The organism is Kitasatospora sp. NPDC056327 (assembly GCF_042261735.1).
Classification (GTDB): Bacteria; Actinomycetota; Actinomycetes; order Streptomycetales; family Streptomycetaceae; genus Kitasatospora.
The window spans coordinates 1-14,336 of sequence record NZ_JBHJRC010000069.1 but is presented as its reverse complement, the minus strand read 5'-3'; the positions used below and the strand labels follow the sequence as shown (position 1 = coordinate 14,336).

Below are 14,336 nucleotides of genomic sequence, written 5' to 3'. Positions count from 1 at the left end.
CCGCCGCGCTCAGCAGGGGCGGCGGCGCAGGTCCAGCACGTAGTCGTCGGGGGCGCCGGCGCTCTCCGCCGCGTCCGCGATCAGCCCCAGGTAACGGGCCGCGGGCAGGCCGCCCTCGTAGTCGTTCAGCACGTACGTCCACACCGGCACGTCCCCGTCCAGGGTCTGCGCCCGCAGCCTGGTCTTGCGGTAGATGCCGAGCTGGACGCCCTCCCAGCGGTCGAGGCCCTCCTCGTCCATCGGTGCCACGTCGTACAGCGAGACGAAGACCTGGTCCTTCTCGTCCTCCACCACGGTGGCCAGCGAACCCTCCCAGCCGAGGTGTTCACCGCCGAAGGTGAGCCGCCAGCCGGTCAGCCACCCGGTGCCGCGCAGCGGCGAGTGCGGAGCGCGGCGGGTCATCTGCCGGGCATCGAGGTTCGTGGCATACGCGGCGTAAAGGGGCATGGGGCGAAGCCTACGTTCACCGGCCGATCCGACAGAAGCCCCGACCCCGGCGTGGCAGTGCCACCGGCGTGCGGGACAATGGGTCACGTGACTCGGATCGTGATCATCGGTGGCGGACCCGGCGGCTACGAGGCGGCGCTCGTCGCCGCCCAGCTCGGCGCGGAGGTGACCGTCGTCGACCGCGACGGCCTGGGCGGATCGGCGGTGCTCACGGACTGCGTGCCGTCGAAGACGCTGATCGCGACGGCGGAGGTGATGACGACCTTCGACAGCTCGTACGAGGAACTCGGCATCATCGTCGCCGACGACACCCCCCACATCGACACCCCCGCCCGCGTGGTCGGCGTCGACCTCGGCAAGGTCAACCGCCGTGTGAAGCGCCTGGCGATCGCCCAGTCGCACGACATCACCCAGTCCGTCACCCGGGCCGGCGTCACCGTGCTGCGCGGCCGCGGCCGGCTCGGCGGCGGTGGCCAGGCCGCCGACGGCTCCCGCGAGGTCCTGGTGGACGCGCCCGACGGCAGCGTCCAGTCGCTGCGCGCCGACGCCGTGCTGATCGCCACCGGCGCCCACCCCCGCGAACTGCCCGACGCCCAGCCCGACGGCGAGCGGATCCTCACCTGGACCCAGGTCTACGACCTGGAGGAGCTGCCCCGCGAGCTGATCGTGGTCGGCTCCGGCGTCACCGGCGCCGAGTTCGCCGGCGCCTACCAGGCGCTGGGCTCCAGGGTCACCCTGGTCTCCTCGCGCGACCGGGTGCTCCCCGGCGAGGACCCGGACGCCGCCGAGGTGCTGGAGGAGGTCTTCCGCCGCCGCGGCATGAACGTCATGGGCCGCTCCCGCGCCGAGAGCGTCAAGCGGCTCGGCGACACGGTCGAGGTCGTCCTCGCCGACGGCACCGTGATCGAGGGCACCCACTGCCTGATGGCGGTCGGCTCGATCCCCAACACCGCCGGGATGGGCCTGGAGGAGGCCGGGGTCAAGCTCAACGACTGGGGCCAGATCCAGGTCGACCGGGTCTCCCGCACCAGCGCCCCCGGCGTCTACGCGGCCGGCGACTGCACCGGTGTCTTCATGCTCGCCTCGGTGGCGGCCATGCAGGGCCGCATCGCCATGTACCACGCCCTCGGCGACGCGGTGCAGCCGTTGAACCTCAAGACCGTGGCCTCCAACGTCTTCACCGACCCCGAGATCGCCACCGTCGGCTACACCGCCGCCGACGTGGAGTGCGGCAAGATGGACGCCGTCGAGGTCAAGCTCCCGCTGCGCGGCAACCCGCGGGCCAAGATGCAGGGCATCCGCGACGGCTTCGTGAAGCTGTTCTGCCGCCCCGGCACCGGCATCGTGGTCGGCGGCGTGGTCGTCGCCCCGCGCGCCAGCGAACTCATCCACTCGATCTCGCTCGCGGTGGACGCCAATCTGACGGTCGAACAGGTGGCCAGCGCCTTCACCGTCTACCCGTCGGTCTCCGGCTCCACCGCCGAGGCCGCCCGCCAGCTCCACATCCGCAAGCGCGACGAGGGCGAATCCTGAGCCCAGGGCGCCCAGTTGAGGGCGGTCGCCGGCCGGCGGCCGCCCTTCGCGCACCCCGGCGCGTCACCCGGACGGCGGGCGCAGTCCCGGAGTGCCGACGGCGCGGATTGTACGGTCATGCGCCGCTCCGGCGTGAGCAATTCCCGCTACTAGCAGCAAACGCCTGAAAGCAGACGGTCACGCGGGTTACCGTCGGTTCTGTGTTTGCAGCAGAACGTCGCCAGTTGATCCTCGAAATGGTGCGCGCCAACGGAGCGGTCTCGCTCCGGGAGTTGGCCCGCGTCGTCCAGACCTCCGAAGTGACCGTGCGCCGCGACGTACGGGCCCTGGAGGCAGAAGGGCTCCTCGACCGCCGGCACGGCGGCGCGGTGCTCCCCGGCGGCTTCAGCCGCGAACCCGGCTACCCGCAGAAGACCCACCTGTCCGCCGCCGAGAAGAGCGCCATCGCCGATCTCGCCGCCGGCCTGGTGGAGGAGGGCGACGCCGTCGTCGTCGGCGCCGGCACCACCACCCAGGAGCTGGCCCGCCGGCTCGCCAGGGTGCCCGGGCTGACCGTCGTCACCAACTCGCTGCTCGTGGCGCAGGCCCTCGCGCACGCCAACCGCGTCGAGGTGGTGATGACCGGCGGCACCCTGCGCGGCTCCAACTACGCCCTCGTGGGCAGCGGGGCCGAGCAGTCCCTGCACGGGTTGCGGGTCACCAAGGCCTTCGTCTCGGGCAGCGGACTGACCGCCGAACGCGGCCTGTCGACCACGAACATGCTCTCCGCGAGCGTGGACCGGGCCCTGGTGCAGTCGGCCGCCGAGGTGATCATCCTCGCCGACCACACCAAGCTCGGCGCGGACAGCATGTTCCAGACCGTCCCCACCGAGAACATCACCCGCCTCGTCACCGACGAGCACGCCACCGCCGACGACGCCACCGCACGCGAACTCGACGCGCTCGCCGACTGCGGCGTGCAGATCGACCTCGCGCCGCTCGGCGCCCCGCCGCCCGGCGACACCCCCGTGCACGGCACCGGCAGCGGCCCCGTCCACCACACCCAGCCCGGTCCCCCGGTCCGCCGCGCCGTCCCGCCGCCCCCCGGCGCCGCCCCGCTGCCCGGCCAGCGCCGGCCGGGCGCCCACGGCGGGCCCGGCGGACCGGGCGGCACCCTGCCCGCCAGACTCGCCGAACTCGGCCTGCCGCGCGCACGCTGAGCCCCGCATTCCGGCGGATACGCCCCCCCTGGCCGGAACGCACCGACCCACCCGCCGCACCACCGGATCGCACCACCGCCGAAAACACGACCGGTCCGCACACCCGGAGGTGTACGGACCGGCGGCGGAACGTCGCGGAACGCGTCAGTCCTTGATCTCGCAGAGCGCCGCACCGCTGGAGACGCTCGCCCCCACCTCGGCCTTGAGGCCGACCACGGTGCCCGCCCGGTGCGCGTTCAGCGGCTGCTCCATCTTCATCGCCTCCAGGACGACGATCAGTTCGCCCTCCGCGACGACCTGACCCTCCTCCACCGCGACCTTGACGATGGTGCCCTGCATCGGCGACGCCAGCGTGTCACCGCTGACCGCCGAACCGGCCTTCTTCGCACCCACCCGGCGCTTGGCCTTCGTGGCCCCCGCACCGGCCGCCGGAGCCGCGGCGACACCCAGCGAGGACGGCAGCGAGACCTCGATCCGCTTGCCGCCGACCTCGACGACCACGGTCTCCCGGCCCTCCGCCTCCTCGCCCTCGCCCGCCGCACCGGCGAACGGGGGGACGGTGTTGTCGAAGCCGGTCTCGATCCACCGGGTGAAGACCTGGAACGGCCCGTCGCCGCCGTGCACCTCCGGCGCGAACGCCGGGTCCGTCACGACCGCCCGGTGGAACGGGATGGCCGTCGCCATGCCCTCCACCCGGAACTCCGCCAGCGCCCGCTTCGCCCGCTCCAGCGCCTGCTTGCGGTCCCGGCCCGACACGATCAGCTTCGCCAGCAGCGAGTCCCACGCCGGACCGATCACCGACCCGGTCTCCACGCCCGAGTCCAGCCGGACGCCCGGACCCGACGGCGGCGCGAACAGCGTCACCGTGCCCGGCGCCGGCAGGAAGTTGCGGCCCGGGTCCTCGCCGTTGATGCGGAACTCGAAGGAGTGACCCCGCACCTCCGGGTCGCCGTACCCCAGCTCCTCGCCGTCCGCGATCCGGAACATCTCCCGGACCAGGTCGATCCCGGTGACCTCCTCGGTGACCGGGTGCTCCACCTGCAGACGGGTGTTGACCTCAAGGAAGGAGATCGTGCCGTCCAGCGCCACCAGGAACTCGCAGGTGCCGGCGCCCTCGTAGCCGGCCTCCTTCAGGATCGCCTTCGACGCCCGGTACAGCTCGGCGTTCTGCTCGGCGGTCAGGAACGGCGCGGGCGCCTCCTCGACCAGCTTCTGGTGCCGGCGCTGCAGCGAACAGTCACGGGTCGAGACCACCACCACGTTGCCGTGCTTGTCGGCCAGGCACTGGGTCTCCACGTGCCGCGGGTTGTCCAGGTAGCGCTCCACGAAGCACTCGCCCCGGCCGAACGCCGCGACCGCCTCGCGCACCGCGGACTCGTACAGCTCCGGGATCTCCTCCAGCGAGCGCGCGACCTTCAGACCGCGGCCGCCACCGCCGAACGCCGCCTTGATGGCGACCGGCAGCCCGTGCTCCCGGGCGAAGTCCACGACCTCGTCCGCACCCGACACCGGGTTCGGCGTACCGGCCACCAGCGGGGCACCGGCGCGCTGCGCCACGTGCCGGGCGGTCACCTTGTCACCGAGGTCGCGGATGGCCTGCGGCGGCGGACCGATCCAGGTGAGGCCCGCGTCGATGACGGCCTGGGCGAAGTCGGCGTTCTCCGACAGGAAGCCGTAGCCCGGGTGGACGGCGTCCGCGCCCGAGTCGGCGGCGGCCTGGAGCACCTTGGCGATGTCCAGGTAGCTGGTGCCGGGGGTGTCGCCGCCCAGCGCGTAAGCCTCGTCGGCCGCGCGGACGTGCAGCGCATCCCGGTCCGGCTCGGCGTAGACGGCGACGCTGGCGATACCGGCGTCCGAGCAGGCACGGGCGACGCGGACGGCGATTTCCCCGCGGTTGGCGATGAGCACCTTGCGCACTGTGGCTCCCTTCTTGAACCTCGTCGAGTTTATGGATTCCTGGGCAGTACCGGCGAGTAGCCCCAGGTTGTGAACTATCCCACACGGAGGGTGATGCGTTCCGGCGGGCGGTGGACGGCCCGTCGGCCGTCCGCGCAGGTGGTGGCCGGTACGGCCGCCGCGCCGCGGCGCTCGCGCTCGGTGACGGGGCGGCGTGGCGGGGTGGTGGCCTTAGCCACACCCAAGCACCCCGAGAGCCGGGCTCAAGCGGCGGGGGAGGGTGCGGGCCGCGCCGCGGGGCCGGCCGTGCCGGGGGCGCCGTCGGGGGCACCGGCCGGGGCGGGTGCCAGGGCCGCGGCGGTGACGTCGGCGACCGGCTCGACGACGTCCGGCCCGTAGGCCGCCGGGTTGACCACCCGGAGCAGCAGGGCGAAGGTGCCGTCCGTGCCGTGGCGCCGGGTCAGCCGGCGGTGGTGGGTCACCAGGAAGCGGACACCGGCGTGGTTCGCGATGCCGGTCTGTCCGGAGATCAGGAAGACCGGGCGGCCGCCCCCGGGGGTGGCCAGCCGGGCCACCAGGACGTACTCCGCGGTGTGCACGTCGGCGGTGTAGGAGCGGCCGTCGACGGTGATGGTGTTGTCCAGCTCCGAGTGGTCGCTGGAGACGGTCACCCCGGGCAGGCCCCAGGCCAGGTGGGCGGCCATCCGCTCGTTGGAGACCGGGCCGCCGAAGCAGAGTTCGGTCCTGGTGCCGAGCCCGCGCGGCGCGGCGTCGTGGGCGACCAGGTCGGCGTGCGCGCCGCACTCCTTCACCAGCGCGGCCAGCTCCATCAGCGCATAGGCGTCGCGCCGGGTGACCGTCCGGGGGTGCGCTCCGGTGCCGATGCTGCGGTTGACCACGATCAGGCACTCGCTGCCGGCGGGCAGACCCAGGAACGCCCTGGTCCGCTCCAGCCGCCGTCTTCGGCGCAGGCTCTGGCCGAGCCAGCCGAGCGCGGCACTGATGGCGCTGGCCAGCAGGCCCAGCAGGACGTTGAGCAGACCGTCGGTCATCCGCTCGCCACCTCCCCCGTCGGTTCGGGGCGCGGGCGCCCCCGGGCGCGCCCCGGCGTGCCCCGAACGAGGTTATCAACCGGTCAGTTGGTGCGGATCGTCCGGTTTTCCGCACGCGCCGTCACCGGCCGCTCGTGGGGCGGCCGGGGGGCCGGGCGGGCTCCGTCAGGCCCAGAGGTCGGTGATGCGGACGTCCAGGTCGGCGAGCAGCCGGCGCAGCAGCGGCAGCGAGAGGCCGATGACGTTGCCCGGGTCGCCGTCGATGCCCTCCACGAACGGCGCGGACCGGCCGTCCAGGGTGAACGCGCCGGCCACGTGCAGCGGTTCGCCGGTGGCGATGTAGGCGGCGACCTCGGCGTCGTCCGGGGTGCCGAAGCGGACGGTGGTGGAGGCGGTCGCGGAGGCCCGCCGGCCGGTGGCGGTGTCGATCACGCAGTGCCCGGTGCGCAGCACGCCGGCCCGGCCGCGCATCGACCGCCAGCGGGCCAGCGCCTCGGTCCCGTCGGCGGGCTTGCCGAGGGCCAGGCCGTCCAGTTCGAGCACCGAGTCGCAGCCGATGACGAGTTCGCCCTCGGTGAGGCCGGCGGCGACGGCCTTCGCCTTGGCCTCGGCGAGGACGAGCGCGAGTTCGGCGGGGGTGGCGGCGGTGAGGGCGTCCTCGTCGACGCCGCTGACCACCACGCGCGGGTCGAGGCCCGCCTGGCGGAGCAGCCCGAGGCGGGCGGGGGAGGCGGAGGCGAGGACGAGGGTGCGGCGGTCGGTCATGCCCACCAGGGTAGAGGGGCGCCCGGGGCGGCCGTCCGGTGATCGTCAGATCATCAGCAGGACGGCGATCAGCAGGGCGAGGACGGCGAGCACGTGGCCGGCCCGGTGCAGCCGGCGCTGCATCCGGCGGGCCTCCGGGGAGGGCTCGTCGCGGGGGTCTGACCAGAGCATCGCTCCAGGGTGCTCCGGGAGGGCGGTGCGGCGCCTGAGTATCCGTACTCAGCTTTCGGGGCAATCCGGGCTTATGCGGAGCGGCTCGCTGCTCCGCGGAGCCCCCGTGGACTCCGCAGAGCGGCGAGTGGCCTTGTGCCGCAAGGCTTCCGTGCGCTTTGCAGAGCGAGGACGCCGCAGGGCGGGGAGAGCCCGGGCCCGTGCGCGTACGGCGGGGGGCCGCCCCGGGCGGGTGCCCGTGGCGGCCCCCCGGGGCGGCCGGTGCGGGCCGGCGCCGGTGGGCCGGGGTGTGCGCCCTATCCGGCCCAGCCCGAGGTGCGCCAGGCGTTCACACCGGGGCGCGGAGCGGCGCGCAGCCGGCGCGCGCGGTCGTTCCAGGCGGAGTCCGGGCCGGCGCCGGCCCGGCGGGCCGCCTCGGCGGCGGCCTGTGCGGCGGCGGCCCGGGCCTGGACCACCGCCAGGACGGTGGCCAGCTCCTCGGGGGTCGGCTGCCCGTGCAGCACGTGGATCGGGGCCATGCTCAATCCTCTCGCGGTCCTCCTGCTCGGAGCCACTACAGCGGGATGTTGCCGTGCTTCTTCGGCGGCAGCGTCTCGCGCTTGCCGCGCAGCGCGCGCAGCCCGCGGACGATGTGCCGGCGGGTCTCGCTGGGCGCGATGACGGCGTCCACGTAGCCGCGTTCGGCGGCCAGGTACGGGTTGAGCAGGGTGTCCTCGTAGGAGGCGATCAGCTCGGCCCGCTTCTCGTCGGCGTGCCCGGCCTCCTCGGCCTCGGCGATCTCCCGCCGGTGCAGGATGTTGACGGCGCCCTGCGCGCCCATCACGGCGATCTGCGCGGTCGGCCAGGCCAGGTTGAGGTCCGCGCCCAGGTGCTTGGACCCCATGACGTCGTAGGCACCGCCGAAGGCCTTGCGGGTGATCACGGTGATCAGCGGCACGGTGGCCTCGGCGTAGGCGTAGATCAGCTTGGCGCCGCGGCGGATGATGCCGTTCCACTCCTGCTCGGTGCCGGGCAGGAAGCCGGGCACGTCGACGAAGGTGATCACCGGGACGTTGAAGGAGTCGCAGGTGCGGATGAACCGGGCGGCCTTCTCGCTGGCGGCGATGTCCAGGCAGCCCGCGAGGTCCATCGGCTGGCTGCCGACGATGCCGACCGGGTGGCCCTCGACCCGGCCGAAGCCGGTGATGATGTTGCCCGCGTAGAGCGGCTGGGTCTCCAGGAACTCGCCGTCGTCGAGGACGTGCTCGATCACCGTGTGCATGTCGTACGGCTGGTTCGCCGAGTCCGGCACCAGGGTGTCGAGTTCGAGGTCCGCGCCGGTGACGGACAGGTCCGCCTCCTCCGGGAAGGACGGCGGGTCCGAGAGGTTGTTCGACGGCAGGTACGACAGGAGGCTCTTGACGTACTCGACCGCCTCCTTCTCGTCCGAGGCCAGGTAGTGGGCGTTGCCGGACTTGGTGTTGTGGGTCCGGGCGCCGCCCAGCTCCTCCATGCCGACGTCCTCGCCGGTGACGGTCCTGATCACGTCGGGGCCGGTGATGAACATGTGCGAGGTCCGGTCGGCCATCACCACGAAGTCGGTGATCGCGGGGGAGTAGACCGCACCGCCCGCGCAGGGGCCCATGATCAGCGAGATCTGCGGGATCACCCCGGAGGCGTGCACGTTGCGGCGGAAGATCTCGCCGTACAGGCCGAGCGAGACCACGCCCTCCTGGATCCGGGCGCCGCCGGAGTCGTTGATGCCGATGACCGGGCAGCCGGTCTTCAGCGCGAAGTCCATGACCTTGACGATCTTCTCGCCGAAGACCTCGCCGAGCGAGCCGCCGAAGACGGTGAAGTCCTGGGCGAACACCGCGACCTGACGGCCGTCGACGGTGCCGTAGCCGGTCACCACGCCGTCGCCGTAGGGGCGGTTCCGCTCCTGGCCGAAGTTGGTGGAGCGGTGCCGGGCGAACTCGTCGAACTCGACGAAGGAGTCCTCGTCCAGCAGTTCCGCGACCCGCTCGCGGGCCGTCAGCTTGCCCCTGGTGTGCTGCTTCTCGACCGCCTTGGCGGAGCCGGAGTGGACCGCCTCGTCGATCCTGCGCCGGAGGTCGGCGAGCTTTCCGGCGGTGGTGTGCGGGTCGTACGGCGCCTCGGTCATTCCGGTGGCTCTCCCTGATCCATGGGCCGCGCCTGTTCTCGGGGGCGCGCGGGCCGGGTGGGGGCCGGCGCGGACGAAGGGGTGCAGGGCGGCACAACGAACTACCGTTGGGTAGCGTAGCCAGCGCGGAGGGCCGGACGTAACGTCCGGCGGTTATGGCCAGCGACACAGTGTGGCCGTCGCGGGTTGTGGGGGACGATGGGACGGCCTGCGGCCTGCCCGCCCGCGCGTCCGTCCGCCCGCGGGAGCGCCCGGCGCGTCCTAGGGTGAGCCGCATGACCTCCGACACCGCCGACACGCCCGGAACCCCTCGCCGCCGCAGCGGACTGCGCGGCCTCGGCCACGCCGGGCCGTCGCCGTGGACCGACCTGGACCGCCCCCCGCTGGACGCCGCCGCGCTGCGCCGCGACCTGCTGCTCCCGGGCGGCCTCTGGACCTCCCTGGACGTCGTCGAGGAGACCGGCTCCACCAACACCGACCTCGCCGCCCGGGCCCGCGCGGGCGCCCCGCAGGGCGCGGTGCTGGTCGCCGAGGCCCAGAACTCCGGCCGGGGCCGCCTCGAACGGCCGTGGACCGCGCCCGCCCGCTCGGGTCTCTTCCTGTCCTTCCTGCTTCGCCCGGACGGGGTACCCGTCGAACGCTACGGCTGGCTGCCGATCCTGGTCGGCGTCGCCGCCGCGAGCACCCTGGACCGGGTCGCCGGGGTCGGGGCCGGCCTGAAGTGGCCCAACGACCTCCAGGCGGAGATCGACGGCGCGGAGCGCAAGCTCGGCGGCATCCTCACCGAGCTGAGCGGCGGCGCGGTCGTCGCCGGCCTCGGCCTGAACGTCTCGCTGCGCGCCGCCGAACTGCCCGTCCCCACCGCGGCCTCGCTCGCCCTGGCCGGCGCCTCCGTCACCGACCGGGCCACCCTGCTGCGCGCCCTGCTGCGCGAGTTCGCCGAGCTGTACGGGGAGTGGACGGCCGCCGCCGGCGACCCGCACGCCAGCGGCCTGCTGCGCGCGTACGCGGACCGGTGCACCACGCTGGGCCGCCCGGTGCGGGTGCTGCTGCCCGGCGACCGCGAACTGCGCGGCGAGGCGGTGGCGGTGGACGGCGACGGCCGGCTGGTGGTCCGCACCCCGGACGGCGCCCGGCGGGCGGTCGGCGCGGGGGACGTCGTCCACGTGCGCCCGGAGCCGCGCGGCGAGGGGTAGGGCGTGGCCGGGCACGGCCGGGCGCGCCGCCGGGAACGGCCGGTCCGCGCCGTGCGCCGGGCGGGGGCCGGTGCGTCCCCTTACCTCCCCTTGACTCGGGCGGATGCCCCGGATCGCGCGATTCCGTGCGAACATTCCACCTGGCAGCAGTGTGAGGCGCGCCACTGCCCACCGGGTGGCGGGCGCGCCCGGACCGGCAGGACACGAGGCGAGTGCGGCGACCGCACGGGGACGGAACGGTGGCAGAGGACGGCGGCAACGGCGGCGGCGACGGCGCTGTGGGCAACGGTGGCCCGGTGGTCCCCGACGACCAGACGGTCGCCCTCGACCTCGAACGCCTGATCCTGGACGCGCCGCGCCGCTACACCCCGTACCAGGCCGCCCGGGCCGCCGACGTCCCGATGGAGCTGGCCACCCGTTTCTGGCGGGCGATGGGCTTCCCGGACATCGGCCAGTCCCGGGCGCTGACAGACGGCGACGTGATCGCGCTGCGCCGGCTGGCCGGTCTGGTGGAGTCGGGTCTGCTGAGCGAGTCGATGGCGATCCAGGTGGCCCGTTCCACCGGGCAGACCACGGCCCGGCTGGCGGGCTGGCAGATGGACACCTTCCTGGACAACCTCACCCAGTCCGCCGAGCCCGGTCTGACCCGCGCCGACGTCGCCTACCCGCTGGTCGAGCTGCTGCTGCCGGAGCTGGAGCAGTTCCTGGTGTACGTCTGGCGGCGCCAGCTGGCCGCGGTCACCGGCCGGGTGGTGCAGGCCGCCGAGGACAACGAGATCACCAGCGGCCGGCTCGCGGTCGGCTTCGCCGACCTGGTCGGCTTCACCCGGCTGTCGCGGCGGCTGGAGGAGGAGGAGCTCGGCGAGCTGGTCGAGACCTTCGAGAACACCTGTTCCGACCTCATCGCGGGCCAGGGCGGCCGGGTCATCAAGACGCTGGGCGACGAGATCCTCTTCGTCTCGGAGGACCCGGTGACCGCCGCCGGGATCGCGCTGAGCCTGATCGAGGCGCTGGCCGAGGACGACACCATCCCGGCGCTGCGGGTCGGCATGGCCTTCGGCACGGTCACCTCGCGGATGGGCGACGTGTTCGGCACGACGGTGAACCTGGCCAGCCGGCTCACCTCGATCGCGCCCAAGGACGCGGTGCTGATCGACGGCGAGTTCGCGGCGGCGCTGGAGCAGAACGGCAGCGTCGCGCCGCCGGACGCCGACGGCTCCGGGCTCTCGGACGCGCTGGCGGCGGCGGCCGGGATGCCGCCGTCCGGCCAGCCGGTCGCGGGGCCGGACGCCGGGCACCGGTTCAACCTGCAGCCGATGTGGCGCCGGCCGGTGCGCGGACTCGGGCTGGTCGAGCCCTGGCTGCTCTCCCGGCGGCCGCGTCCGGAGTAGCCGGTCACCCGGCCGCCGTCCGCGGACCGCCGCCCCCGGGGCCGTCCGGAGCGGCGCGCGGGACCAGCCGAACGGTGGAAGGACGCCCGTTGCGGTGGGCCCGTACGCGCAAACGGGGCATAACCGAACGAAACCGCCATAGTCTGGGGGCAAGCGCCTTCGTCCCGGTTCCCGGTCCGGCCGCCGTCCTCCCCGCCGCCCCCGCGCAAGCGGCCACCGGGTGGTGGCCGCCGGACGGGGCAGGAGCCGTCCGGGGGCGCGGGCACGGCCGTCGGACGTGCGCGGGCACCACGGGCACCCGGGCACCCCGGCGGACCACCAGCAGGACCGGGCACAGGGAGCGAGGCGAGCCGGTGAGCAGTGAGGCGATCATGACGGACCGCGGCCGTGACCGCGGCCGGACGCGGGAGCCGTCGGAGGCCGCGGCGCCGTCGCCCGTCGTCCCCGAACCCGGGGGCGCCCCCGGGGACGGCCCGGTCACCGACGCGCGGCTGAAGGCCGTGGTCGAACTCGCCCAGGACATGGCCGGCGCGCTCACCCCGCTGGAGGCCGTGCGGGCCGCCGCCGTCCGGGCCACCGAGGCGCTCGGCGCCACCATGGCCGCGGTCTCGGTCTGGGACCGCGAGTCCGGCCGGCTGCGGGTCCTGGTCAACCACGGCGCGCTCTCCCCCGGGGAGGAGGAGCTCCCGGAGGACGAGTCCTACCCGGTCGCCGACTTCCCCGAGATCGTCACGTACCTGGAGGAGCGCTGGACCACCGGCCGGCTGCCGCGGGCCTGGGTGCAGACCGCCGACAACACCCAGCCGCACGCCGGGCACGCGCACCCGACCGCGGGCGCGTACTGCCAGGAGCGCGCCGCCGCGCTGCGCAGGCGCGGCCGGGCCTGCTGCGTGGTGGCGCCGATCGTGCTGCACGGGCAGGCCTGGGGCGAGCTCTACCTGGCCCGCACCACCGGCCTGCCGGAGTTCACCGAGGCCGACGCCGACTACGCGACCCTGCTGGCCGCCCAGATCTCGGCCGGCCTGGCGCAGACCGAACGCCTCGCCGACCTGCGCAGGCTCGCCTTCTCCGACCCGCTGACCGGCCTCGCCAACCGGCGCGCGGTGGACGCCCGGCTGGAGAGCGCGCTGGCCGCGCACAACCGGGACAACACCGTGGTCTCCCTGGTGGTCTGCGACGTCAACGGCCTCAAGCGGGTCAACGACCAGCTCGGGCACGAGGTCGGCGACCGGCTGCTGGAGCGGTTCGCCCACCAGCTGTCGCTGGCCGCGGCCAAGCTGCCCGGCAGCCTGGCCGCCCGGCTCGGCGGCGACGAGTTCTGCCTGCTCGCCGAGGGGCAGAAGGCGGACGAGGTGGTGGCCGTCGCCGAGGAGCTGTGCGCCCGGGCGCTCGCCCTGTCCGAGGGCGAGGGGGTGGCCTGCGGGGTCGCCTCCACCGGGGACTCGATCGGCCCGGTCACCACGCCCGACCGGCTGTTCCGGCTCGCCGACGCCGCCCAGTACCGGGCGAAGGCGGCCCGTGCGGCCCATCCGGTGGTGGCCGGCCGCAGCCACGGCCCGGGGTTCGCCCCGGACCCGACGGTGCTGCTCGCCGACACCGCCGACCCGCAGCAGCGCGGCGACGGCCGCTTCCGGCCCGGCGGCCGGGCCGGGGCGGGGGACCGCCGGCGGTTCCGGGGGGCCGCGCACAGCGCCGACCCGGGGCAGCTGCTGACGGCGGTGCTCGCCGCGCTCGACCGGCAGGGCGCGGCGCGGGCCGTGCACCCGGCCGACACGATCGGCAAGCTCGCGGTCGTCGCCGAGACCTCGGCCGGGCTGCTGGACGCGGTCGGCTGGTGGATCTCGTACGTGCCGCCGGGTTCGCAGCTGATGCGCACGGCACGGCACGCCGTCTACCGGATGACCAGCGGGCCGAGCAGCGCCCGGGCGGAGACGCAGCGGGCCCGGATCGAGGCGCCGGACGCGGTGTTCGACCTGCGGCACTACCCGGTGACGCGGCGGGCGGTGCGCGGTGGCGCGTTCGCGCTGCGGGCCGGTGCGGCGGGCAACGACCCGGCGGAGGAGGCGATGCTGGTGGTCTCCGGCTACCGGGGCATGGTGGCGGCCGGGGGCCGCAACCCGGCGGGCGGCTGGCTGCTGGAGCTGTTCGCGGACGACGCCACGCTGCCGCTGGGCCAGGTGGCGTCCGCGCTGCGGGCGCTGGTGGCGGTGGCGCTGGCCGGGCCGGCCTCCCCGCCGGAGGGCTGAGCCCGGCGGGGCGGGGCGGCGCGGGCCGCGGTGCCGTGGCGGCCGGGACGTCGCTGCCGGGAGTGCCGGGCCGGTCGCGGTTCGGTCGCGGCCGGGTCCTGGTCGGGTCACGGCGGGGTGCGCGGTCGGGCGTGCGTGGGACGGTGTGGGCGGCCGGCGGGCCGTCGGGGCGCCGCCGGATCCCGACGACGGGGGTTGTCCGTGGTGCGTGCGCGGTTGGCGGGTCCGGTTCTGTGCGCGGTGCTGGCGTTCGGCGGCACCGCGGTGGTCGCCGCCCCGGCCCCGGCGGCCGCGGCC

At 74.8% G+C, this 14,336-nt stretch carries 11 protein-coding genes and 1 pseudogene; 5 read left to right on the top strand and 7 right to left on the bottom strand.

Going from position 1 to position 14,336, the window contains the following annotated elements; translation table 11 throughout:
* Positions 1 to 9 precede the first annotated feature (9 nt).
* Complete coding sequence (locus ACFCX4_RS13070) at positions 10 to 447, bottom strand: gamma-glutamylcyclotransferase (RefSeq protein WP_376141442.1); 438 nt, start codon at positions 445 to 447, stop codon at positions 10 to 12.
* Between the two features lie 78 nt (positions 448 to 525).
* On the opposite strand from ACFCX4_RS13070, the gene ACFCX4_RS13065 reads away from it, so the two are divergent.
* Both ACFCX4_RS13065 and ACFCX4_RS13060 read left to right on the top strand, forming a co-directional pair.
* Positions 526 to 1,980, top strand: coding sequence for an NAD(P)H-quinone dehydrogenase (locus ACFCX4_RS13065; RefSeq protein WP_376141441.1), 1,455 nt, complete (start codon positions 526 to 528; stop codon positions 1,978 to 1,980).
* Positions 1,981 to 2,216: 236 nt separating this feature from the next.
* Positions 2,217 to 3,179: a DeoR/GlpR family DNA-binding transcription regulator gene (locus ACFCX4_RS13060; RefSeq protein WP_376141468.1), complete on the top strand. Its 963-nt coding sequence runs from the start codon at positions 2,217 to 2,219 to the stop codon at positions 3,177 to 3,179.
* A gap of 144 nt (positions 3,180 to 3,323) precedes the next feature.
* Here ACFCX4_RS13060 and ACFCX4_RS13055 read toward each other — a convergent pair whose 3' ends face one another.
* From ACFCX4_RS13055 to ACFCX4_RS13030, 6 genes are all read right to left on the bottom strand, one after another.
* Entirely contained in the window at positions 3,324 to 5,096 is a 1,773-nt protein-coding gene (locus ACFCX4_RS13055) for an acetyl/propionyl/methylcrotonyl-CoA carboxylase subunit alpha (RefSeq protein ID WP_376141439.1), read from the bottom strand.
* Positions 5,097 to 5,338: 242 nt separating this feature from the next.
* Entirely contained in the window at positions 5,339 to 6,127 is a 789-nt protein-coding gene (locus ACFCX4_RS13050; protein WP_376141437.1) for a hypothetical protein, read from the bottom strand.
* Positions 6,128 to 6,292: 165 nt separating this feature from the next.
* The gene (locus ACFCX4_RS13045; protein WP_376141435.1) at positions 6,293 to 6,892 is read right to left on the bottom strand and encodes a nucleoside triphosphate pyrophosphatase; all 600 of its coding nucleotides are present in this window, start codon (positions 6,890 to 6,892) and stop codon (positions 6,293 to 6,295) included.
* Between the two features lie 45 nt (positions 6,893 to 6,937).
* The gene (gene mmpB, locus ACFCX4_RS13040; RefSeq protein ID WP_376141433.1) at positions 6,938 to 7,063 is read right to left on the bottom strand and encodes a morphogenic membrane protein MmpB; all 126 of its coding nucleotides are present in this window, start codon (positions 7,061 to 7,063) and stop codon (positions 6,938 to 6,940) included.
* Positions 7,064 to 7,359: 296 nt separating this feature from the next.
* Positions 7,360 to 7,581 carry an acyl-CoA carboxylase epsilon subunit gene (locus ACFCX4_RS13035; protein WP_376141431.1) on the bottom strand — a complete coding sequence of 74 codons (222 nt, stop codon included), beginning with the start codon at positions 7,579 to 7,581 and terminating at the stop codon, positions 7,360 to 7,362.
* Between the two features lie 35 nt (positions 7,582 to 7,616).
* On the bottom strand, positions 7,617 to 9,206 hold the full coding sequence (locus ACFCX4_RS13030) for an acyl-CoA carboxylase subunit beta (protein WP_376141429.1): 1,590 nt from the start codon (positions 9,204 to 9,206) through the stop codon (positions 7,617 to 7,619).
* Positions 9,207 to 9,481: 275 nt separating this feature from the next.
* Here ACFCX4_RS13030 and ACFCX4_RS13025 point away from each other — a divergent pair, with 275 nt between their 5' ends.
* The 3 genes and pseudogenes from ACFCX4_RS13025 to ACFCX4_RS13015 form a co-directional block, all read left to right on the top strand.
* Positions 9,482 to 10,402 carry a biotin--[acetyl-CoA-carboxylase] ligase gene (locus ACFCX4_RS13025; RefSeq protein ID WP_376141427.1) on the top strand — a complete coding sequence of 307 codons (921 nt, stop codon included), beginning with the start codon at positions 9,482 to 9,484 and terminating at the stop codon, positions 10,400 to 10,402.
* Positions 10,403 to 10,680: 278 nt separating this feature from the next.
* Positions 10,681 to 11,793: an adenylate/guanylate cyclase domain-containing protein gene (locus tag ACFCX4_RS13020; RefSeq protein WP_376141466.1), complete on the top strand. Its 1,113-nt coding sequence runs from the start codon at positions 10,681 to 10,683 to the stop codon at positions 11,791 to 11,793.
* 521 nt (positions 11,794 to 12,314) lie between these two features.
* Positions 12,315 to 13,451: pseudogene (locus ACFCX4_RS13015) on the top strand (diguanylate cyclase domain-containing protein); the annotation flags it as partial.
* Positions 13,452 to 14,336 lie beyond the last annotated feature (885 nt).